This is a genomic window from Burkholderia reimsis (genome assembly GCF_003294055.1).
GTDB lineage: Bacteria > Pseudomonadota > Gammaproteobacteria > Burkholderiales > Burkholderiaceae > Burkholderia > Burkholderia cepacia.
Genome location: NZ_QMFZ01000030.1, coordinates 52,451 through 72,018 on the forward strand (window position 1 = coordinate 52,451; position 19,568 = coordinate 72,018).

At 66.2% G+C, this 19,568-nt stretch carries 18 protein-coding genes; 8 read left to right on the plus strand and 10 right to left on the minus strand.

Annotation, left to right across the window (positions count from 1 at the left end):
- The first annotated feature begins 160 nt into the window (after nucleotides 1–160).
- The 4 genes from DPV79_RS29125 to DPV79_RS29145 all read left to right on the plus strand — a co-directional run bounded on the left by DPV79_RS29125 (nucleotide 161) and on the right by DPV79_RS29145 (nucleotide 5,835).
- Entirely contained in the window at nucleotides 161–3,151 is a 2,991-nt protein-coding gene (locus DPV79_RS29125; protein WP_021161897.1) for a ribonucleoside-diphosphate reductase subunit alpha, read from the plus strand.
- Nucleotides 3,152–3,516: 365 nt separating this feature from the next.
- Nucleotides 3,517–4,728: a ribonucleotide-diphosphate reductase subunit beta gene (locus DPV79_RS29135; RefSeq protein WP_014898151.1), complete on the plus strand. Its 1,212-nt coding sequence runs from the start codon at nucleotides 3,517–3,519 to the stop codon at nucleotides 4,726–4,728.
- A gap of 83 nt (nucleotides 4,729–4,811) precedes the next feature.
- Complete coding sequence (locus tag DPV79_RS29140; RefSeq protein ID WP_113047105.1) at nucleotides 4,812–5,138, plus strand: hypothetical protein; 327 nt, start codon at nucleotides 4,812–4,814, stop codon at nucleotides 5,136–5,138.
- Nucleotides 5,139–5,166: 28 nt separating this feature from the next.
- A complete protein-coding gene (locus DPV79_RS29145; RefSeq protein ID WP_021161894.1) occupies nucleotides 5,167–5,835 on the plus strand; it encodes a histone H1-like DNA-binding protein in 669 nt (222 codons plus the stop codon).
- Nucleotides 5,836–6,093: 258 nt separating this feature from the next.
- Here the strand turns inward: DPV79_RS29145 and DPV79_RS29150 are convergent, their stop codons facing one another.
- The 10 genes from DPV79_RS29150 to DPV79_RS29195 form a co-directional block, all read right to left on the minus strand.
- The gene (locus DPV79_RS29150; RefSeq protein ID WP_021161893.1) at nucleotides 6,094–6,567 is read right to left on the minus strand and encodes an outer membrane lipoprotein; all 474 of its coding nucleotides are present in this window, start codon (nucleotides 6,565–6,567) and stop codon (nucleotides 6,094–6,096) included.
- 19 nt (nucleotides 6,568–6,586) lie between these two features.
- On the minus strand, nucleotides 6,587–7,525 hold the full coding sequence (locus DPV79_RS29155; protein ID WP_021161892.1) for a carbohydrate kinase family protein: 939 nt from the start codon (nucleotides 7,523–7,525) through the stop codon (nucleotides 6,587–6,589).
- Nucleotides 7,526–7,610: 85 nt separating this feature from the next.
- Nucleotides 7,611–8,114 (minus strand): thiol peroxidase, encoded by a 504-nt coding sequence (tpx, locus tag DPV79_RS29160; protein ID WP_027783488.1) that lies wholly within the window; start codon nucleotides 8,112–8,114, stop codon nucleotides 7,611–7,613.
- Nucleotides 8,115–8,187: 73 nt separating this feature from the next.
- Nucleotides 8,188–9,537 (minus strand): zinc-ribbon and DUF3426 domain-containing protein, encoded by a 1,350-nt coding sequence (locus tag DPV79_RS29165; RefSeq protein WP_113047106.1) that lies wholly within the window; start codon nucleotides 9,535–9,537, stop codon nucleotides 8,188–8,190.
- Between the two features lie 45 nt (nucleotides 9,538–9,582).
- Nucleotides 9,583–10,485 carry a 50S ribosomal protein L11 methyltransferase gene (gene prmA / locus DPV79_RS29170; protein ID WP_113047107.1) on the minus strand — a complete coding sequence of 301 codons (903 nt, stop codon included), beginning with the start codon at nucleotides 10,483–10,485 and terminating at the stop codon, nucleotides 9,583–9,585.
- A 2-nt stretch (nucleotides 10,486–10,487) separates the two neighbouring features.
- Nucleotides 10,488–11,855, minus strand: a complete 1,368-nt coding sequence (accC, locus tag DPV79_RS29175) for an acetyl-CoA carboxylase biotin carboxylase subunit (protein ID WP_021161890.1) — start codon at nucleotides 11,853–11,855, stop codon at nucleotides 10,488–10,490.
- An 84-nt stretch (nucleotides 11,856–11,939) separates the two neighbouring features.
- Nucleotides 11,940–12,413, minus strand: a complete 474-nt coding sequence (gene accB / locus DPV79_RS29180; protein WP_021161889.1) for an acetyl-CoA carboxylase biotin carboxyl carrier protein — start codon at nucleotides 12,411–12,413, stop codon at nucleotides 11,940–11,942.
- A 66-nt stretch (nucleotides 12,414–12,479) separates the two neighbouring features.
- On the minus strand, nucleotides 12,480–12,932 hold the full coding sequence (gene aroQ, locus DPV79_RS29185; protein WP_011350880.1) for a type II 3-dehydroquinate dehydratase: 453 nt from the start codon (nucleotides 12,930–12,932) through the stop codon (nucleotides 12,480–12,482).
- Between the two features lie 194 nt (nucleotides 12,933–13,126).
- Nucleotides 13,127–13,678, minus strand: coding sequence for a TlpA family protein disulfide reductase (locus DPV79_RS29190; protein ID WP_021161888.1), 552 nt, complete (start codon nucleotides 13,676–13,678; stop codon nucleotides 13,127–13,129).
- Between the two features lie 7 nt (nucleotides 13,679–13,685).
- On the minus strand, nucleotides 13,686–14,330 hold the full coding sequence (locus tag DPV79_RS29195) for a hypothetical protein (RefSeq protein WP_042976655.1): 645 nt from the start codon (nucleotides 14,328–14,330) through the stop codon (nucleotides 13,686–13,688).
- Between the two features lie 42 nt (nucleotides 14,331–14,372).
- On the opposite strand from DPV79_RS29195, the gene mpl reads away from it, so the two are divergent.
- From mpl to aroE, 4 genes are all read left to right on the plus strand, one after another.
- Nucleotides 14,373–15,962 carry a UDP-N-acetylmuramate:L-alanyl-gamma-D-glutamyl-meso-diaminopimelate ligase gene (mpl, locus tag DPV79_RS29200; protein ID WP_425267366.1) on the plus strand — a complete coding sequence of 530 codons (1,590 nt, stop codon included), beginning with the start codon at nucleotides 14,373–14,375 and terminating at the stop codon, nucleotides 15,960–15,962.
- Entirely contained in the window at nucleotides 15,959–16,528 is a 570-nt protein-coding gene (locus DPV79_RS29205; RefSeq protein WP_021161885.1) for a YqiA/YcfP family alpha/beta fold hydrolase, read from the plus strand. The genes mpl and DPV79_RS29205 overlap by 4 nt, the downstream gene beginning before the upstream one ends.
- An 80-nt stretch (nucleotides 16,529–16,608) precedes the next feature.
- Entirely contained in the window at nucleotides 16,609–18,705 is a 2,097-nt protein-coding gene (locus DPV79_RS29210) for a ribonuclease catalytic domain-containing protein (protein WP_113047108.1), read from the plus strand.
- Nucleotides 18,702–19,568 carry a shikimate dehydrogenase gene (gene aroE / locus DPV79_RS29215; RefSeq protein ID WP_027788422.1) on the plus strand — a complete coding sequence of 289 codons (867 nt, stop codon included), beginning with the start codon at nucleotides 18,702–18,704 and terminating at the stop codon, nucleotides 19,566–19,568. The genes DPV79_RS29210 and aroE overlap by 4 nt, the downstream gene beginning before the upstream one ends.

Consider the following 19,568-nt stretch of genomic DNA (forward strand, 5'->3'; position numbering starts at 1 on the left):
GGATACATGACGAAGCACACGACCGGCTCGGTTGTCGCGCATCGACCGAACCGGCTTCCCCGGCGCATCGCTCGCCTCTTACCGCTCGCGCACCGCGTTGCGCAGCGTTCGTTTTAATCCGCGGTTCTCTCCGCACCATCCAACACCAGGAGCTTTGCACATGCAAACCACCGACAACGCGACGTCCCAGTACGAGAGCGCCTCGAGCCGTCCGCTCGGCGGGACCGAACAGGGCGCGAAGGCGCTCGCGCCGCAGGCCACGTTCGCCGACTACAAGGTGATCCGCCGCAACGGCAGCGTCGTATCGTTCGAACCTTCGAAGATCGCGATCGCGGTGACCAAGGCTTTCCTGGCCGTCAACGGCGGGCAGGGCGCGGCTTCGGCGCGCGTGCGCGAGCAGGTCGAACAGCTGACGCACAACGTCGTGCGCGCGCTCGTGCGCAGCCGCCCGAACGGCGGTACGTTCCATATCGAAGACATCCAGGACCAGGTCGAACTCGCGCTGATGCGCGGCGGCGAGCACAACGTCGCGCGTGCGTACGTGCTGTATCGCGAGAAGCGTCACCTCGAGCGCCAGCATGCGGGCGAGGAAGCAGCGGCAGCGGGCGGCGAATCGAGCACCGGCATCAACGTCGTCGACAACGGCGTCACGCGTCCGCTCGACCTGAACGCACTGCGCGCGCTGATCGTATCGGCATGCGACGGCCTCGGCGCTGCGGTTAACCCTGACCCGATCGTCGCCGAAACGGTGAAGAACCTGTACGACGGCGTGCCGATGAGCCAGGTCTACGACTCGGCGATCCTCGCGGCGCGCACGATGATCGAGAAGGACCCGGCGTACAGCCAGGTCACGGCCCGCATCCTGCTGCACACGATCCGTCGCGAGATCCTCGGCGAGGAAGTCGTCCAGGCCGAGATGCCGGCCCGTTACGCGGAATACTTCCCGCAGTTCCTGAAGCGCGGCGTCGACGCCGGCCTGCTCGACGACAAGCTGCTGCAGTTCGACCTGAAGCGCCTCGGCGAAGCGCTCGACGCGAACCGCGACCTGCAGTTCGGCTACCTCGGCCTGCAGACGCTGTACGACCGTTACTTCCTGCACGTCGACGGCACCCGCATTGAAATGCCGCAGGCATTCTTCATGCGCGTCGCGATGGGCCTGTCGCTGAACGAGATCGACCGCGAGACGCGCGCGATCGAGTTCTACAACGTGCTGTCGAGCTTCGACTTCATGAGCTCGACGCCGACGCTGTTCAACTCGGGCACGCACCGCTCGCAGCTGTCGTCGTGCTACCTGACGACGGTCGCGGACGATCTCGACGGCATCTATGAAGCGCTGAAGGAAAACGCACTGCTGTCGAAGTTCGCCGGCGGCCTGGGCAACGACTGGACGCGCGTGCGTGCACTCGGCTCGCATATCAAGGGCACGAACGGCAAGTCGCAAGGCGTGGTCCCGTTCCTGAAGGTCGTGAACGACACGGCCGTCGCGGTCAACCAGGGCGGCAAGCGCAAGGGCGCGGTCTGCGCGTACCTCGAATCGTGGCACCTCGACATCGAGGAATTCCTCGAACTGCGCAAGAACACCGGCGACGACCGCCGCCGTACGCACGACATGAACACGGCGAACTGGATTCCCGACCTGTTCATGAAGCGCGTGATGGAAGGCGCCGACTGGACGCTGTTCTCGCCGTCGACCTGCCCGGACCTGCACGACAAGTTCGGCGCCGATTTCGAGAAGGCTTACACGGCTTACGAAGAGAAGGTCGCGCGCGGCGAGATCAAGCTGTTCAAGAAGATCCCGGCGCAGCAGCTCTGGCGCAAGATGCTCGGCATGCTGTTCGAGACGGGCCACCCGTGGATCACGTTCAAGGATCCGTGCAACGTGCGCTCGCCGCAGCAACACGTCGGCGTCGTCCACTCGTCGAACCTGTGCACGGAAATCACGCTGAACACGAGCGACACCGAAATCGCGGTGTGCAACCTCGGCTCGGTGAACCTCGTCGCCCACCTGGTGAAGCAGGCCGACGGAAGCTACGCGCTCGACCACGAGAAGCTGAAGCGCACGATCAGCGTCGCGATGCGCATGCTCGACAACGTGATCGACATCAACTACTACGCGGTGCCGAAGGCGCGTAACTCGAACCTGAAGCACCGTCCGGTCGGCATGGGCATCATGGGCTTCCAGGACTGCCTGCACCTGCTGCGCACGCCGTACGCGTCGGAAGCGGCGGTCGAGTTCGCCGATCGTTCGATGGAAGCGGTCTGCTACTACGCGTACTACGCGTCGACCGAGCTGGCCGAAGAGCGCGGCCGCTACTCGAGCTACCGCGGCTCGCTGTGGGATCGCGGCATCCTCCCGCAGGACACGCTGAAGCTGCTGACGGAAGCGCGCGGCGGCTACGTCGAGGTCGACACGTCGGAGTCGCTCGACTGGACGTCGCTGCGTTCGCGGATCGCCGCACACGGCATGCGCAACTCGAACTGCGTCGCGATCGCGCCGACGGCGACGATCTCGAACATCATCGGCGTGTCGGCCTGTATCGAGCCGACCTTCCAGAACCTGTACGTGAAGTCGAACCTGTCGGGCGAATTCACGGTGGTCAACGAGTACCTCGTCCGCGACCTGAAGGAACGCGGCCTGTGGGACGAAGTGATGGTCGCCGACCTGAAGTACTTCGACGGCATGCTGTCGCGCATCGACCGCATCCCGGCCGACCTGCGCGCGATCTACGCGACCGCGTTCGAAGTCGACCCGACGTGGCTGGTCGAAGCGGCATCGCGTCGCCAGAAGTGGATCGACCAGGCGCAGTCGCTGAACATCTACATGGGCGGCGCGTCGGGCAAGAAGCTCGACGAGGTCTACAAGCTCGCATGGTTGCGCGGCCTGAAGACGACCTACTACCTCCGCACGATGGCGGCGACGCACGTCGAGAAGTCGACGGTCGCGCACGGCGCACTGAACGCAGTGCCGACCGGCGGCTCGAGCAGCGGCGGCGCGCAAGGCGCAGCGGGCGGCTTTGGTGCGGCGGGCGGCGATGCGTCGTCGGGCGCGGTCAACGCAGCGCCGGCACTCGCGCCGGTCGAGGCGGATGGTCCGGTGTGCACGATGCGTCCGGGCGATCCTGGCTTCGACGAGTGCGAAGCGTGCCAGTAACGCAGTGCGCCTGACCTGAGAAGCAGGCAAGGGCGGCGCACACGACGACCGATCGAGGTTGAAGTGTGCGCCGCTCTCAACTAAAAAAATGATAAGGAATCTGTAACGCGGCACCTGCGTTGCAGGCAGTGACAAGCGATCGAAACATCCCCGACGACGTCGCGTTTCGATCAGCGTTCGATGCGTCGAGCGCACCTCGCGATACACGCGCGACTCACATCGCGCGCTGCATGAATGACGATGCGTTGCTCAAAGTGTTGTATCGAGGTCGCAACGCGAATCGAAAAAAGGATTTTTCGTGAGCGAACCCTTTTATCGCTCAGGAAAAGATGGTACAAACCGTTCTAAATTGATGGTGAGAATTTATGCTCAACTGGGATGACGAGAAGACTGCCGTAACCCCCGCGAGCGGAGCGCAGCAAAACGCAATGCGCACCTCCGCCGGGATGGCTGTCGGAATGCAGGCTGCAACGCCTGCCGCCCATCAGGTCCGTGACATTTTCGAAGGCGATCTTGCGGTGCCGCCGCAAGCATCGGCTGTTCCCGCCGGCGGTTCGGAAGCGCGGGTCAATGTCGCCGACAAGCGCATCATCAACGGCCAGACTGACGTGAATCAGCTGGTGCCGTTCAAGTACAAGTGGGCGTGGGAAAAGTATCTGGCCGGTTGCGCGAACCACTGGATGCCGCAGGAAATCAACATGTCCCGCGACATCGCACTGTGGAAGGACCCGAACGGTCTGACCGAGGACGAGCGCCGCATCGTGAAGCGCAACCTCGGCTTCTTCGTGACGGCCGATTCGCTCGCGGCGAACAACATCGTGCTCGGCACGTACCGACACATCACGGCGCCCGAGTGCCGGCAGTTCCTGCTGCGCCAGGCGTTCGAGGAAGCGATCCACACGCACGCGTACCAATATATCGTCGAATCGCTCGGTCTCGACGAAGGCGAGATCTTCAACGCGTACCACGAGGTCACGTCGATCCGCGCGAAGGACGAATTCCTGATCCCGTTCATCCACACGCTGACGGATCCGGCCTTCAAGACCGGCACGCTCGAAGCGGACCAGAAGCTGCTGAAGTCGCTGATCGTGTTCGCCTGCATCATGGAAGGCCTGTTCTTCTATGTCGGGTTCACGCAGATCCTCGCGCTCGGCCGCCAGAACAAGATGACGGGTGCTGCAGAGCAATATCAGTACATCCTGCGCGACGAGTCGATGCACTGCAATTTCGGCATCGACCTGATCAACCAGATCAAGCTAGAGAACCCGCATCTCTGGACCGCGGAATTCCGCGCCGAGATCCGCGAGCTGTTCAAGCAGGCTGTCGAACTCGAATACCGCTACGCCGAAGACACGATGCCGCGCGGCGTGCTGGGTTTGAACGCGTCGATGTTCAAGAGCTACCTGCGCTTCATCAGCAACCGCCGTTGCCAGCAGATCGGCCTCGATCCGCTGTACCCGAACGAGGAAAACCCGTTCCCGTGGATGAGCGAGATGATCGACCTGAAGAAGGAACGCAACTTCTTCGAGACGCGTGTGATCGAGTATCAGACGGGCGGTGCGCTGTCCTGGGAATAACCCGCAGCAGCGAACCCGTCACATGATGTGAGCAGCCGGTGGCCTCTCGGCCCCGGCCCAAGGTTTAGGAGCAAGAACGCCTGATGCAAAGCATGCCCGGTGCCTTAACGGCCCAACGACACGACAGGCACTTTGCGAACCCTTCAGTGGGATGGGCAAACTTCCCTCCGGAAAAAGCGGACGGCCGTGTGGCGGTCCGCTTGATCAAGCGATTAGGGGTAGCGGCGCGAGGTGCGCCGGCTACCGACTTGATTTGGCGCGCGAGGCCGGGTGGTCACGCGCGCCATGCCGTATTCATTAGCGTAAGCGCGTGGTATCCGCGTACGCCGATGAATAGCCCGCTTCGAAGCGCACGTCCTGAACAGCGTCCGCGGGAAGCGGGTTTTGACGAAGGGTGTAGTTTGAACTGACTCTCATCTGAACCTGAAGGAGAACAACATGGCTACCGCCAAGAAGAAACCGGCTGCTAAGAAAGTTGCTGCCAAGAAGACCGTTGCGAAGAAGGCTGCTGCTCCGGCGAAGAAGGCTGCTGCAGTGAAGAAGGTTGCTGCGAAGAAGGTCGCGGTGAAGAAGGTTGCCGCGAAGAAGGCAGCACCGGCGAAGAAGGCCGCAGCGAAGAAGGTTGCAGCCAAGAAGGTCGCGGTGAAGAAGGTTGCCGCGAAGAAGGCAGCACCGGCGAAGAAGGCCGCAGCGAAGAAGGTTGCAGCCAAGAAAGTCGCAGTGAAGAAGGTTGCTGCGAAGAAGGCCGCACCGGCGAAGAAGGCTGCTGCGAAGAAGGCTGCACCGGCGAAGAAGGCTGCTGCGAAGAAGGCCGCGCCTGCTAAGAAGGCTGCTGCGAAGAAGGCCGCGCCTGCGAAGAAGGCTGCCGCGAAGAAGGCTGCGCCTGCTGCGAAGAAGGCTGCCGCTGCTCCTGCGAAGAAGGCCGCTGCTCCGGCGAAGAAGGCAGCTGCACCGGCCAAGAAGGCTGCAGCTCCGAAGAAGGCCGTCGTGAAGAAGGCTGCGCCGGCAACGACCGCGTCGACCGCATCGGTTGCGCCGGCATCGGGCGTGAAGACCGCGCTCAACCCGGCAGCGGCATGGCCGTTCCCGACCGGCAGCCGTCCGTAATCGAGGCTGAGCCGTACCACCCGGACACTCACATGGTGTCCGTGGGTTGAGTAGCGCTACTCAATCAGTCCCGCCATCTGGCTCAGGTGGCGGGATTTTTTTCGTCCGTGTTTGCCGATGTGCCGGGGAGCCGGTGTGCCGGCTGCCCGTATGCCGGCTGCCCGTATGCGGGCAGCGGCGAGTACGGACGAAAAAAAACGCATGTGCAGCTTCGCACATGCGTTCGACCGCGGCTTGCGCCGCGAGCTGAGGTACCTGTTAGTGCGTGACGCGCGTGACGCCGCCGCTCGACAGCAGTCGCACCCGCTCGCCGGCGCGGAACGCTTCGCCGCTTGCTGCCTGCGTGATCGAGCGCAGATCGCCGTTGTCGAGGCGCACGGTGATTTCGACACCGTTCGCCGTGCTGAGGTTTTCGCCGACTGCGTTGCCTGCGACCGCACCGACGAGACCGCCCGCGATCGCGGTCAGGATCGATCCCTTGCCGCCGCCGATCGCGCTGCCTGCCACCGCACCGAGTGCGCCGCCGCCGAGCGTGCCGATTGCACTGCCGCCGCCGTCGGACTGGATGCGCACTGCACGGACGCTTTCGACCGTGCCCATGCGAACCGTCTGTTCGCGCTGCGCCTGGCCGACGCTATAGACATCCGCCGAGCCCGGCGCGGTGAAGCAACCGGTGAGCGTCAGCGAGGCCGTCAGCATGGCCGCGAGCGTGAGGGTCTTTTTCGTCAACATCTTTGCTCTCCCACAATATTCATTTGAGACTGTAACCGAATGCAGTCTCGAAGCGCGCGTCGATCTCGGCGCGCGTCAGTACGTAAGTCTGGGGCCCCTGGTGGGCGATCTTGATCGAGCCCATCAGGCTCGCGAGGCGGCCCGTGGTTGCCCAGTCGAGGCCATGCTCGATGCCGTACAGCAGGCCGCCCCGGAAGGCATCGCCGCAGCCGGTCGGATCGGCGATGTGTTCGGCCGGTACGACCGGAATCTGCTCCGCGCCCTGCTTGTGGCGGATGGTCGCGCCATGCTCGCCACGCGTGATGACGAGGGCGTCGACCCGGCTGGCGATTTCATCTTCGGACCATCCCGTCTTGTCGCTCACCAGCTTGGCCTCGTAGTCGTTGACCGCTACATAGGTCGCAAGTTCAATGCTGCGGCGCAGCGTCGCACCGTCGAACAGCGGCAGGCCCTGGCCCGGATCGAACACGAACGGCACACCGGCCTTGGCGAGTTCTTCCACGTGCTGGACCATCCCGTCGAAGCCGTCAGGGCCGACGATCGCGAGCTTGATGTCCGGCGCGTCGCCTGCGTGGTTCAGGTGCGACTGCATCATCGCGCCCGGGTGGAACGCCGCGATCTGGTTGTTGTCGAGATCGGTCGTGATCATCGCCTGCGCCGTATAGGTGTCGGGCAGCACGCGAACGTGGTCGCGGCGCAGGCCGAGCTGGTCGAGGCGGTCGAGATACGGCTGCGCGTCGAGCGCGCCCACCGTTCCCATCATGCGTGCATCGCCGCCGAGCAGGTGCAGTGCGTACGCGATGTTGCCCGCGCAGCCGCCGAATTCGCGGCGCATCGTCGGCACCAGGAAGCTCAGGTTGATGAGGTGCACCTGGTCGGGCAGGATGTGCTCGCGGAACCGCCCTTCGAAGGTCATGATGGAGTCGTAGGCGATCGAGCCGCAAATCAACGTAGCCAAGGTGTGCGTTCCTGTAGAAATGAGGGACCCTGCGCGACAACGCCGCGCGAAAGGCGCGGCGCGGCAGGGGAAAGCGAAAGAAAGCTTACTTCAGTGCGGCGAGTGCTGCATCGTAGTTCGGCTCGTCCTTGATTTCGCCGACGAGTTCCGCGTGGATCACCTTGTCCTGCGCGTCGAGCACGACGACGGCACGGGCGGTCAGGCCGTTCAGCGGGCCGCTCGTCACGTCGACGCCGTATGCGTTCGCGAATGCGCGGCCGGTACGGAACGTCGAAGCCGTCACGACGTTCTCGAGGCCTTCGGTCGTGCAGAAGCGCGTCGCCGCGAACGGCAGGTCGGCCGACACGACGACGACAACCGTGTTGTCGAGCGACGATGCGGCTTCGTTGAACTTGCGGGTCGACGTCGCGCAGGTCGGCGTGTCGAGGCTCGGCACGATGTTCAGCACCTTGCGCTTGCCGGCGAAGCTGGCGAGCGACAGGTCGGCGAGGTCCTTGCCGACCAGCTTGAAATCGGCGGCTTGGGCGCCGACGGCCGGGAACGTGCCGGCGAGATCGATCGGGTTGCCACCCAGCGTAACTTTGCTCATGTTCGTGCTCCGAAATAGCGCGCCGCTCGGGCGCGCGGGTTGAGACGGGCGCGCATGCGCGCGCCGCGGTGCGTCACGGATAGAAGATCTGGACGCGGAAATTCGAGGCGGGCGTGCCGTTCGTTTCGAGGCGGACGACCATCGTCTGCGTCGTGCCGGGCGGCAACCCGGCGTCGATCGGCGTGCCCGGGCGCACGTAGTCGCGCGGCGCGAGCACGCGGCGCACGGTCACGTGGTTGGTGTCGTCCAGCAGCGTCAGTTCGAGCGACGGGTAGGCGAGCGCGACGCGGTAGCGGTTCGTCAGCGGTACCTTCAGCTCGAGCTCGCGCGGGCCGTCGAGCTGGCGCAGGTCGGTCGCGTCGAGCCGCAGGCCGTCGATCGCGCGCGGCGGCGCGACCGTGCAGCCGAGCGGCGCGCAGGCCTGCCGGAACCAGCCTTGCGTGACCGGCCAGTGGATCATCAGCGTTTCGCGTTGCCACCACGCGAGTTGCGCGACGAGCAGCACGGCCAGCACGGCGGCGACGAGGCCGCCGAAAAAGCCGCCGAGCATTCCGCGCCGCTGCGGGGCGCGCGTCTCGCGCGTGACGGCGAAGTGGGGGCGATCGTCGTCGGTCAGCGCAGCGGGGAACGGTGCGGCCGGCGCGCTGGCGGCCGCGGCTGGTTTCTCGTCGTGCGGTGCCTTTGCGCCGGTACCGGTGTCGGGTTCGGATCCGGCCGCGGCGATGGCCGGTGCCGGCGCGAATGCAAAACGCGGTTCGCGCGGCGCGCGTTCGTCGTCCGGCACGGCGAAGTGCGCGGTGCCGACGGGTTCGGCGGCATCGTGAGCGGTATCTGCGTCCGACGGGCGGTGTGCGACGAAGCGCGGCTCACGCGGGTCGCGCTCGACGGGTGCGGCCGATGATTCGGTATCCCGCGGTGTTTGCGTCTGCAGCGATTCGGCTGGTTGCGCGACGGCTGCGGAAGTGTCCAGCTCGGCCGGGGAGGGGGCGAACGGCGCGGGCGTACCCGACAAGTGAACGACGCCGGCGTCGGTGGACGGAAGGGCGAGCGGTATCAGCGGCTCGGTGCGCACGGTCTGCACGTTGTGTTGCAGCGACGGGTCGACGCCGGCGTCGAGCCACGGCGCCCACATGTCCCAGCCTTCCGGCTTGTAATCGGTGTCGGAAGATGCCCCGGCCGGCGCATCGGCAGTGAACAGCCGGGCCGGCGGGGCCGGATGGTGCGCGTTGCCTTCGTCCGGCGCGGCAGCCGGTTCGGTCAGGGCCGGCTCGGGCTGCTGCGCATGCTCGGGAACGAGCGACTCGGATGCGTTGAAGACTTCGTGGCAATGCCCGCAGCGCACGAGCCCTTGATGCAGCGAGAGCTGTTCCTGCTGCAGCCGGAAGACGGTTTCGCAATGAGGGCAGCGCGTCGCAAGAAGCATGTCGAGCCGGGCGGCCTGCTGGCCAGAGTGAAGGACAGCGCTATTCTAATGGCTTTCGCGCCGGGTTCCGGCGAGGCATACCCAACCTTCGTGTTCACGCCAGACCGAGATGTCGACGTAGCGCGCGTAGACGGCCGCGACTTCGTCCGCCTGGCGCGCGAGCACGCCCGACAGCGCGATGCGCCCGCCCGGCTTGACCTTCGATGCGAGCATCGACGCCATCAGCTTCAGCGGATTCGACAGGATGTTCGCGACGACGATGTCGAATTCGCCGTCCGGGCACGCATCGGGCAGCCCGTACGTGACTTCCGCACGGTTGCGTTCGCTGTTCTGCCGTGCCGATTCGACGGCTTGCGGATCGATGTCGATGCCGATGACGGGGTTCGCCCCGCATTTCTTCGCGAGGATCGCGAGAATGCCCGAGCCGCAACCGTAGTCGAGCACCGATTGGCCCGGTTTCACCGACTGCTCGAGCCATTCCATGCACAGGCGCGTGGTCGGATGGCTGCCGGTGCCGAACGCGAGGCCCGGATCGAGTTCGAGGACGAGCGCATCGGGATCGGGCGCATCGTGCCACGACGGCACGACCCAGATCCGCTCGCCGATCGGGATCGGCTCGAACTGCGATTGAGTGAGTCGCACCCAGTCCTGTTCCTCGACTTCGCGGACGATGAACGTCGGCGTTTCGGTGATGCCGATCTCGTTGGCAGCCGCGGCGAGCAGCACGGCCGGCTCATGCTCGGCCGCGAGCAGCGCGACCACGCGCGAGTGCTGCCACGCGGTGCGGTCGGGCACGAGGCCCGGCTCGCCGAAGAGCGGCTGTTCGTCGGGCGTGTCGGCGTCGGCGTCTTCCACGGACACCGACAGCGCGCCGAGTTCGAGCAGCGCGTCGGACAGTGCCTCCGCGTGCTCACGGGCCAGTTCGACGACGAGTTCGCGATAGCTCATGCTTACGCTTCTTCCGGTGCGACCTGCTGCTTCTGGGCGAGCCGGTTTTCGAGGTAGTGGATGCTGGTGCCGCCTTCGACGAACTTCGAATCGATCATCAGCTCGCGGTGCAGCGGGATGTTGGTCTGGATGCCTTCGACGACCATTTCGGACAGCGCGATGCGCATCCGGCTGATCGCCTGCTCGCGCGTCGCGCCGTAGGTGATCAGCTTGCCGATCATCGAATCATAGTTCGGCGGCACGAAATAGCCATTGTAGGCGTGCGAATCGACGCGCACGCCGGGGCCGCCCGGCGTATGCCACGACGTGATCCGGCCCGGCGACGGCGTGAACTTGAACGGATCTTCGGCGTTGATCCGGCATTCGATCGCATGTCCGCGGAACTGGATGTCGCGCTGGCGCAGCGTGAGCTTCTCGCCGGCCGCGATGCGGATCTGTTCCTGCACGATGTCGACGCCCGTGATCAGCTCCGATACCGGATGCTCGACCTGCACGCGCGTGTTCATCTCGATGAAGTAGAACTCGCCGTTTTCGTACAGGAATTCGAACGTGCCCGCGCCGAGATAGCCCATCTTCTTGCAGGCGTCCGCGCAGCGGTCGCCGATGCGGTCGATCAGGCGGCGCGGAATGCCGGGCGCCGGCGCTTCCTCGATCACCTTCTGGTGGCGGCGCTGCATCGAGCAATCGCGCTCGCCGAGCCAGATCGCGTTCTTGTACGCGTCGGACAGCACCTGGATTTCGATGTGGCGCGGGTTCTCGAGGAACTTCTCCATGTACACCTGCGGGTTGCCGAACGCACGGCCGGCTTCCTCGCGGGTCATGTTGACCGCGTTGACGAGCGCGGCCTCGGTGTGCACGACGCGCATCCCGCGCCCGCCACCGCCGCCTGCCGCCTTGATGATGACCGGATAGCCGATCGCGCGCGCAATCTTGACGATCTCCTTCGGATCGTCCGGCAGCGCGCCTTCCGAGCCCGGCACGCACGGCACGCCGGTCTTGATCATCGTCTGCTTCGCGGTGACCTTGTCACCCATCATGCGGATCGTTTCCGGGCGCGGGCCGATGAACGTGAAGCCCGACTGCTCGACGCGTTCCGCGAAATCGGCGTTCTCCGACAGGAAGCCGTAGCCGGGGTGGATCGCTTCGGCGTCGGTGACTTCCGCGGCGCTGATCAGCGCCGGCATGTTCAGGTAGCTCAGGTTCGACGGGGCCGGGCCGATACAGACGGCTTCGTCCGCGAGGCGCACGTACTTGGCTTCCTTGTCGGCTTCCGAGTAGACGACCACCGTCTTGACGCCGAGCTCGCGGCACGCACGCTGGATGCGCAGCGCGATTTCACCGCGGTTGGCAATGAGGATTTTTTCAAACATAGCGAGTATTCGTCTCTTCGAGGGGCGCGCGAACGGCGCCTGGCGAGCATCGGCGGTGCGCGGCCTGCGGGCCGCGCGGCGGATTTAGCCGATCACGAAAAGCGGCTGGCCGTATTCGACGGCCTGGCCGTTCTCGACGAGGATTTCCTTGATCACGCCGGCCTTGTCCGACTCGATCTCGTTGAGCAGCTTCATCGCTTCGATGATGCAGATCGTCTGGCCTTCCTTGACCGTGTCGCCCACCTGGACGAACGGGTCCGCGCCCGGCGACGGCGCGCGATAGAACGTGCCGACCATCGGCGACGTCACGACGTGGCCCTGCGGGGCAGCCGGTGCGGCAGCGCCGCCAGCGGCCGGCGCGGCAGCGCCTTCGGTCGGCAGCGCGACCGACGGAGCGGGCGCGCTGACTTGCGGGGCATACCCAGCCGTCGGCTGCACGTAGACCGGCGGCGCGTTCTTGACGATGCGCACCTTGCCTTCGCCTTCCGTCACTTCCAGCTCGGAGATGCCGGATTCGGAAACGAGGTCGATCAGAGTTTTCAGCTTACGAAGATCCATCGGGAATTCCCCTTTCAATACGTGAAAGCGCCGGTTAGGGGCCGGCGCTGAATCTAGATCGCGAATTCAGCCGCGCGACGTGCCTTGCAGCTTGTCCAGCGCGTACTCGAGCGCGTACAGATAACCTTTCCAGCCGAGCCCGCAGATCACGCCTTCGGCCTGGTCGGAAAAGTAGGAGTGGTGCCTGAACGCTTCGCGGCGATGCACGTTCGACAAGTGAACCTCGACGAACGGGATGCCAACGCCGGCGATCGCGTCCCGGATCGCGACGCTCGTGTGCGTATACGCGGCCGGATTGATCAGGATGAAATCGGTCTGTTCCTCCCGCGCGGCCTGGATGCGGTCGACCAGCGCGCCTTCATGGTTGCTCTGGAACGACGACAGTTCGGCGCCGGCTTCCCGGGCACGCGCGGCAAGCGCCTGATCGATCTGTGCGAGCGTGACGCGGCCGTACACCTCCGGTTCCCGGGTGCCGAGAAGGTTCAGGTTGGGGCCGTGCAGCACCAGCAATCGTGTCATGGTCGCTTCTATTTCTGCGGAATTGCGCGAACTTTAGCGCTATTTAGAGAAATTTGTCTAGTTTTGCCGAACGGCCGAGCGCGCGGGACCTGCAAGAATTACCGGCGCGCATGCAAAGTAGCGGCGAATTCACGCGAAATTGCGGCGATCGACGGGCAAATCGCCCACAACGTCCGGGCCGCCGTTCGGGCGGGTTACAGCGCGTCGAGCGTCTTTTTCAGCTCGGCCGGCTGGATTTGTCCCAATTTTGTCTCGCGAATCTTGCCGGTCTGGTCGATGACGACCGTAAACGGCAACGCGCCGGCGGTATTCCCGAAATTACGGGCCAGATCGGCGCCCGCGTAACCGCTGACGAAGACGGGATAGTCGACCTTCACCTTCTGCAGAAAGTTCTTCACGTTCTGTTCGGAATCGACGCCGATCCCGATGAAACGGATGCCCTTCTGTTTGTACTGGTGCGACAGCGCGACGAGTTCCGGCATCTCCTCGACGCACGGGCCGCACCATGACGCCCAGAAATTGACGACGACCTTCTGGCCCTTGAAGGCGGACAGCGTGGCCGGCTTGCCGTCGACACCCGTCAGGGAGGCCGCCCACAACTGTTCGACCGGGCTGCCCTGCGCGGCGGGCGCGGCGACGGCAACCCCGTCATCGGCGGTGCCGCGGAACCAATGGCCGGCGGCGAGCCCGCCGGCAACGGCGGCGGCCGCGACGACCGCGAGCGCCAACATGCGTTTCATCATCATCGTTGAATCATTCCGGTTCGGAAGGGGCCTTGCCTGCTTCGACGAGCGCGCGCAGCGCGGCGGCATCCGCACGGGCGACCCGGCCGCGCGCGTCGGCCTTGACCGCGCCGCGCAGGTCGTCGCTCGCATAGAGCGCGAGATGGATGCCGATCGCATCCACGTCGCGCCGCGGGCGCCACAGGAAACTGAGCGTCTCGACGTCGGCGCGGCCCGCGAAATGCCGCGTCTCGGACACGTCGTACTGGACGTTCTGGTTCAGCAGGTAGATCGCGACGTCCTTCGGGTTGTCGGTGAATGCCTGCAAATGGATATCCGAATGCGCGTTCGCGGTGCCGTTCAGCACGGCACCCGTCACATAAGGATGGAACTCGGCGAGCCGGCGCATCCAGTCGAGCGCGACTTCGCGCAGGCGGCGCAGTTCGTCCGGCTGCGTGTCGCTCTGGAACAGGGCGATGTATTCGCGCAGTTCTTCCTCGATCTGGTCGTTATCCGGCAGCCATTCGCCGGCAACGCGCGAGTCGCCCAGCAACTGGCGCGCGGCCTTGCGTTTTGCGCCGGCATAGTCGAGGCCGTCCTCCGCGATCAGGCGGGCGGCGGACTGGGCAATTTCCTCGCGGAGGCGCCGCGGGTCGACAAGAGGTTTGCGAGACATGATCCGGCAATCATACTCGATCGCCGCGGCGCCCGAGCACGGGTGCCGCGGCCTGCCGCCCGGCGTGCCGGCGCCGCTCGCGCGCATCGTTCGGGCCGCCGGGCACGGCAGGCCGTCAGTTACAATAGTGCTCTTTGTGTCGCGGCAAAAGCCGTTGGCCGGGCGCCGGCCGCGCGGCCCGTCCGGCGCGCCGCACACACATCCTTTCCGAATCGACGGCGCCCGGCGGCGCGAAAGCATTCATCTATGCACATCCACATTCTTGGCATCTGCGGCACCTTCATGGGCGGTCTCGCCGTACTCGCGCGCGAGGCGGGCCACACGGTGACGGGTTGCGACGCGGGCGTCTATCCGCCGATGAGCACGCAGCTCGAGGCGCAGGGCATCACGCTGATCGAGGGCTACGGCGCCGAGCAGATCGACCTGAAACCGGATCTCTTCGTGATCGGCAACGTCGTCACGCGCGGCAATCCGCTGATGGAGGCGATCCTCGATCGCGGCCTGCCTTATGTATCCGGCCCGCAATGGCTCGGCGAGCACGTGCTGGCCGGCAAGTGGGTGCTCGCGGTCGCGGGCACGCACGGCAAGACGACCACGTCGTCGATGCTCGCGTGGCTGCTGGAAGACTCGGGTCTGAACCCGGGCTTCCTGATCGGCGGTGTGCCGCTGAACTTCGGCGTGTCGGCGCGGCTCACCGATTCGAGCTTCTTCGTGATCGAGGCCGACGAATACGATACGGCGTTCTTCGACAAGCGCTCGAAGTTCGTCCACTACCGGCCGCGCACCGCGGTGCTGAACAACCTTGAATTCGATCACGCCGACATCTTCCCCGATCTCGCCGCGATCGAGACGCAATTCCACCATCTCGTGCGTACCGTGCCCGGTGTCGGCAGGATCGTCACGAACGGCCGTTCCGACGCGCTCGAGCGCGTGCTGGCGCGCGGCTGCTGGAGCGAGGTCGAGCGGTTCGGTGTCGACGGCGGCTGGCAGGCGCTGCCGGCCGAGGACGGCGTGCCGGTCGACGAGCGTTTCGCGGTGTATTCGCACGCGGAACGCGTCGGCGAAGTCGCATGGCAGGTGCAGGGCGATCACAACCGGATGAACGCGCTCGCGGCGATCGCGGCTGCGCGCCACGTCGGCGTGCCGCCCGCGCAGGCCGCCGCGTCCCTCGCGTCGTTCCGCAACGTGAAGCGCCGCATGGAAGTGCGCGGCAGCGTGGACGGCGTGACCGTCTACGACGACTTCGCGCACCATCCGACCGCGATCGAAACCACGATCGCCGGCCTTCGTGCACGCATCGGCCGTCAGAATTCCCGCATTCTCGCCGTGCTCGAGCCGCGCTCGAACACGATGAAGCTCGGCGTGATGAAGTCGCAATTGCCGGCGAGCCTGGCCGACGCCGATCTCGTGTTCGGTTACGGCGCGCCGGCCGGGCGCGACGCGCTCGGCTGGAATCTGGCCGAGGCGCTGGCGCCGCTCGGCGATCGCGCGCACGCGTTCGACGACCTGCACCTGCTGGTGAAGTCCGTCGTCGCAGCCGCCCGCCCGGGCGACCACGTGCTCGTGATGAGCAACGGCGGCTTCGGCGGTGTCCATCAGAAGCTGCTCGATGCGCTCGGGAGCCGCACGTGATCCTGTATCTGCACGGCTTCCGGTCGTCGCCGGAATCGCAGAAGTCGCGCCAGCTCGCCGCGCGCATGGCCGAGCTCGGCCGCAGCGGCGAGTGGCGGTGCCCGTCGCTGTCGGTGTCGCCGCTCGAAGCGATCGCGGTCGCGGAAGCCGAGGTGGCCGGCGCGCGCGACGTGACCGTCATCGGCAGCTCGCTCGGCGGCTATTACGCCACGTGGCTGGCCGAAAAACACGGCTGGAAGGCCGTGCTGCTGAATCCGGCCATCGTGCCGCAGCGCGATCTCGAGCAGCACCTCGGCGAACAGCCGCTGTGGCACGGCGGCGGCACGATCGTCGTCGAGCGCCATCACCTGCATGAACTCGACGCGCTGCGCGTGCCGGCAATCACGCGTGCCGAACGCTACTATCTGTTCGCGGCGACCGGTGACGAAGTGCTCGATTACCGCGAGATGCTCGCGCATTACCCGGGCGCGAAGACGCGCGTGATCGAAGGCAGCGATCACGGGATCAGCGAATTTGCCGACTATGTCGACGACGTTCTCGCGTTTTGCGACGGAAAGACGTCTTGATCCGGCCATGTGCCGATCGAATTCCCATCATCATGAGGCGCCGCGGACGCGGCGCCCGGCAGTCTGAACGAGAGTACTGAGTGAACGTTTTCTTCGAGGAATCGGGCAGTTTCAAGGCGGGCAGCGTGCTGTCGCGCCAGGGCGACGCATTTCAGGTCGAGTTGCCCGGCGGGCGGCGGGCCAAGGTGCGCGCGAAAGACGTGCTGATCGAATTCGACAAGCCGGCCGCGGGCGAACTGATGCAGGAAGCCGACTCGGCCGCGCAGCAGATCGACCTGGATTTCCTGTGGGAATGCGCGCCGACCGACGAGTTCGCGTATACGGCGCTGGCCGCGGAATACTTCGGCGCGACGTACGGCCCGGTGGAGCGTGCGGCGCTGGTGTTGCGACTGCACGGCTCGCCCGTCTATTTCCGCCGCAAGGGGCGCGGCCAGTACCAGCGCGCGCCGGAAGAGCAGCTCAAGATGGCGCTCGCGTCGCTCGAGCGCAAGCGCCAGCAGGCGCTCGTCCAGGTGCAGTACGAAGAGGAACTGAAGGCCGGCAAGCTGCCGGAAGCGTTCGCGGGCAAGGTGCTCGGGCTGCTGACGCGGCCGGACAAGAACGCGATCGAATACAAGGCGATGGAAGCGGCGGCCGGTGCGCGCGGCGTGTCGCCGGCGCGGCTGATGCTCGACTGCGGCGGCATCGCGTCGCCGCGCGCGCTGCACGAGGCGCGCTTCCTCGCGGAGTTCTTCCCGCACGGCACGGGCTTTCCGGCCGTCACGGTCGGCCCGCTGCCGGACGACCTGCCGCGCGCGGACGTCGAGGCGTTCTCGATCGACGACATCACGACGACCGAAATCGACGACGCATTCTCGGTCGAGCATCTCTCCGACGGCCGCGTGCGCATCGGTGTGCACATCGCGGCGCCGGCGCTCGGCATCGTGCGCGGCGACGCGATCGACGCGATCGCGCGCACGCGCCTGTCGACCGTCTACATGCCGGGCGACAAGATCACGATGCTGCCGGACGACGTCGTCGACGTGTTCACGCTGAAAGAGGGCGACTACCGCCCGGCACTGTCGCTGTACATCATCGTCAACCGCGAAACGCAGGAGATCGTCGCGAACGAGACGCGCGCCGAGCTCGTGTTCGTGAAGAACAACCTGCGACACAACAACCTCGACGAGCTCGTCAACGAAGAGACGCTCGCGGCCGGCACCGGCGACTATCCGCACAAGGACGACATCGCCGTGCTGTGGCCGCTCGCGCAGGCGCTGTTCGAGAAGCGCCAGGTCGCGCGCGCGGGTTACGGCCTGAAGCGCGAGGTGCAGCGCAACACCGACTACAACTTCTACGTCGAAGGCGAGCACGTGACGATCACGCCGCGCCGGCGCGGCTCGCCGCTCGACCTGATCGTGTCGGAGCTCGCGATCCTCGCGAACTCGACGTGGGGCGCGTTCCTGCACGATCACACGGTGCCGGGCATCTACCGCTCGCAGCGCGGCTTCGGCGCACCGGGCCCGAAGCGCACGCGGATGCAGACGACGGCCGCGCCGCACGAAGGTCTCGGCGTCGCGCAGTACGCATGGAGCACGTCGCCGCTGCGCCGCTACGTCGACCTCGTGAACCAGTGGCAGCTGCTCGCGTGCGTGCAGCACGGCGTCACCGCGAAGCTCGCCGCGCCGTTCAAGCCGAAGGACGCCGACCTGTACGCGGTCGTGCAGGGCTTCGACGACACGTATACGGCCTACGCCGACTACCAGCGCCGGATGGAGTACTTCTGGTGCCTGCGCTGGCTCGCGCAGGAGCAGAAGAAGCAGGTCGTCGCGAGCGTGGTGAAGGGCGATCTCGTGCGCCTCGAGGAAATTCCGCTGCTGCTGCACGTGCCGGGGCTCGGCGTGCATGCGCGCGGCACGCGCGTGCTGCTCGACGTGATGTCGCTCGACGAGCTGACGATCGAGGCATCGGTGCGGTTGCTGAACGTGCTCGATGCGCCGACCGTGACGAGCGGCGACGCGGCCGACGAAGAGGATGACGCCGAAAGCGGCGACGACACGCTGATCGACGCCGAAGACGCAACGGCCGAAACCGAGGCGGAAGCGCTGGCGGAGGCGGACGGCGCAGCAGCCGGCGAAGGTGGTGAAGGCGGCGAAGCCACGGGCGGCAACGCCGAAGAAGAGGGGCGCGCATCATGACCGCAGCTGCGTCGACGAGCGGCGCCGACCGCTATGTCGTGTTCGGCAACCCGGTGGCGCACAGCAAGTCGCCGTTCATCCACGCGCAGTTCGCCGCGCAGACGGGCGAGCCGGTCGAATACACGCACCGGCTCGCGCCGGTCGACGGTTTCGACGCGGCCGTGCGGGCATTCGTCGCCGAAGGCGGTCGCGGCGCGAACGTGACGGTGCCGTTCAAGCTCGAGGCGCACGCGCTTGCCGACACGCTGTCGCCGCGCGCGGCGGCGGCGGGCGCGGTGAACACGCTGCGTATCGACGCCGACGGCCGTATCCATGGCGACAACACCGACGGCGTCGGCCTCGTGCGCGACATCGAAGCGAATCTCGGCGTGTCGCTGGCGGGCGCGCGCATCCTGCTGCTCGGCGCGGGCGGTGCGGCGCGCGGTGTCGTGCTGCCGCTGCTCGACCGCGCGCCGTTGTCGATCACGATCGTGAACCGCACCGCGAGCAAGGCCGAAGCGCTCGTCGGCCAGTTCATGCAGGCTGCCCACGATGCGGGCTGCACGCTCGCGGGCGGCGGCCCGGACGTCGTGCGCGCGGAACCATATGACGTCGTGATCAACGCGACGGCCGGCAGCCTCGATGCCGCGCTGCCGGAGTGCGACGCGGCCGCGTTCGGCGCGGGCACGCTCGCGTACGACATGATGTACGGCGCGCAGCCGACGGTGTTCATGCAGCATGCGGCGTCGCTCGGCGCGCGCACCGCCGACGGGCTCGGGATGCTCGTCGAGCAGGCGGCCGAATCGTTCTTCATCTGGCGCGGCGTGCGTCCGGACGGCGCACCGGTGCTGGCCGCGCTGCGCCAGGCGCTCGCGGCGAGCTGA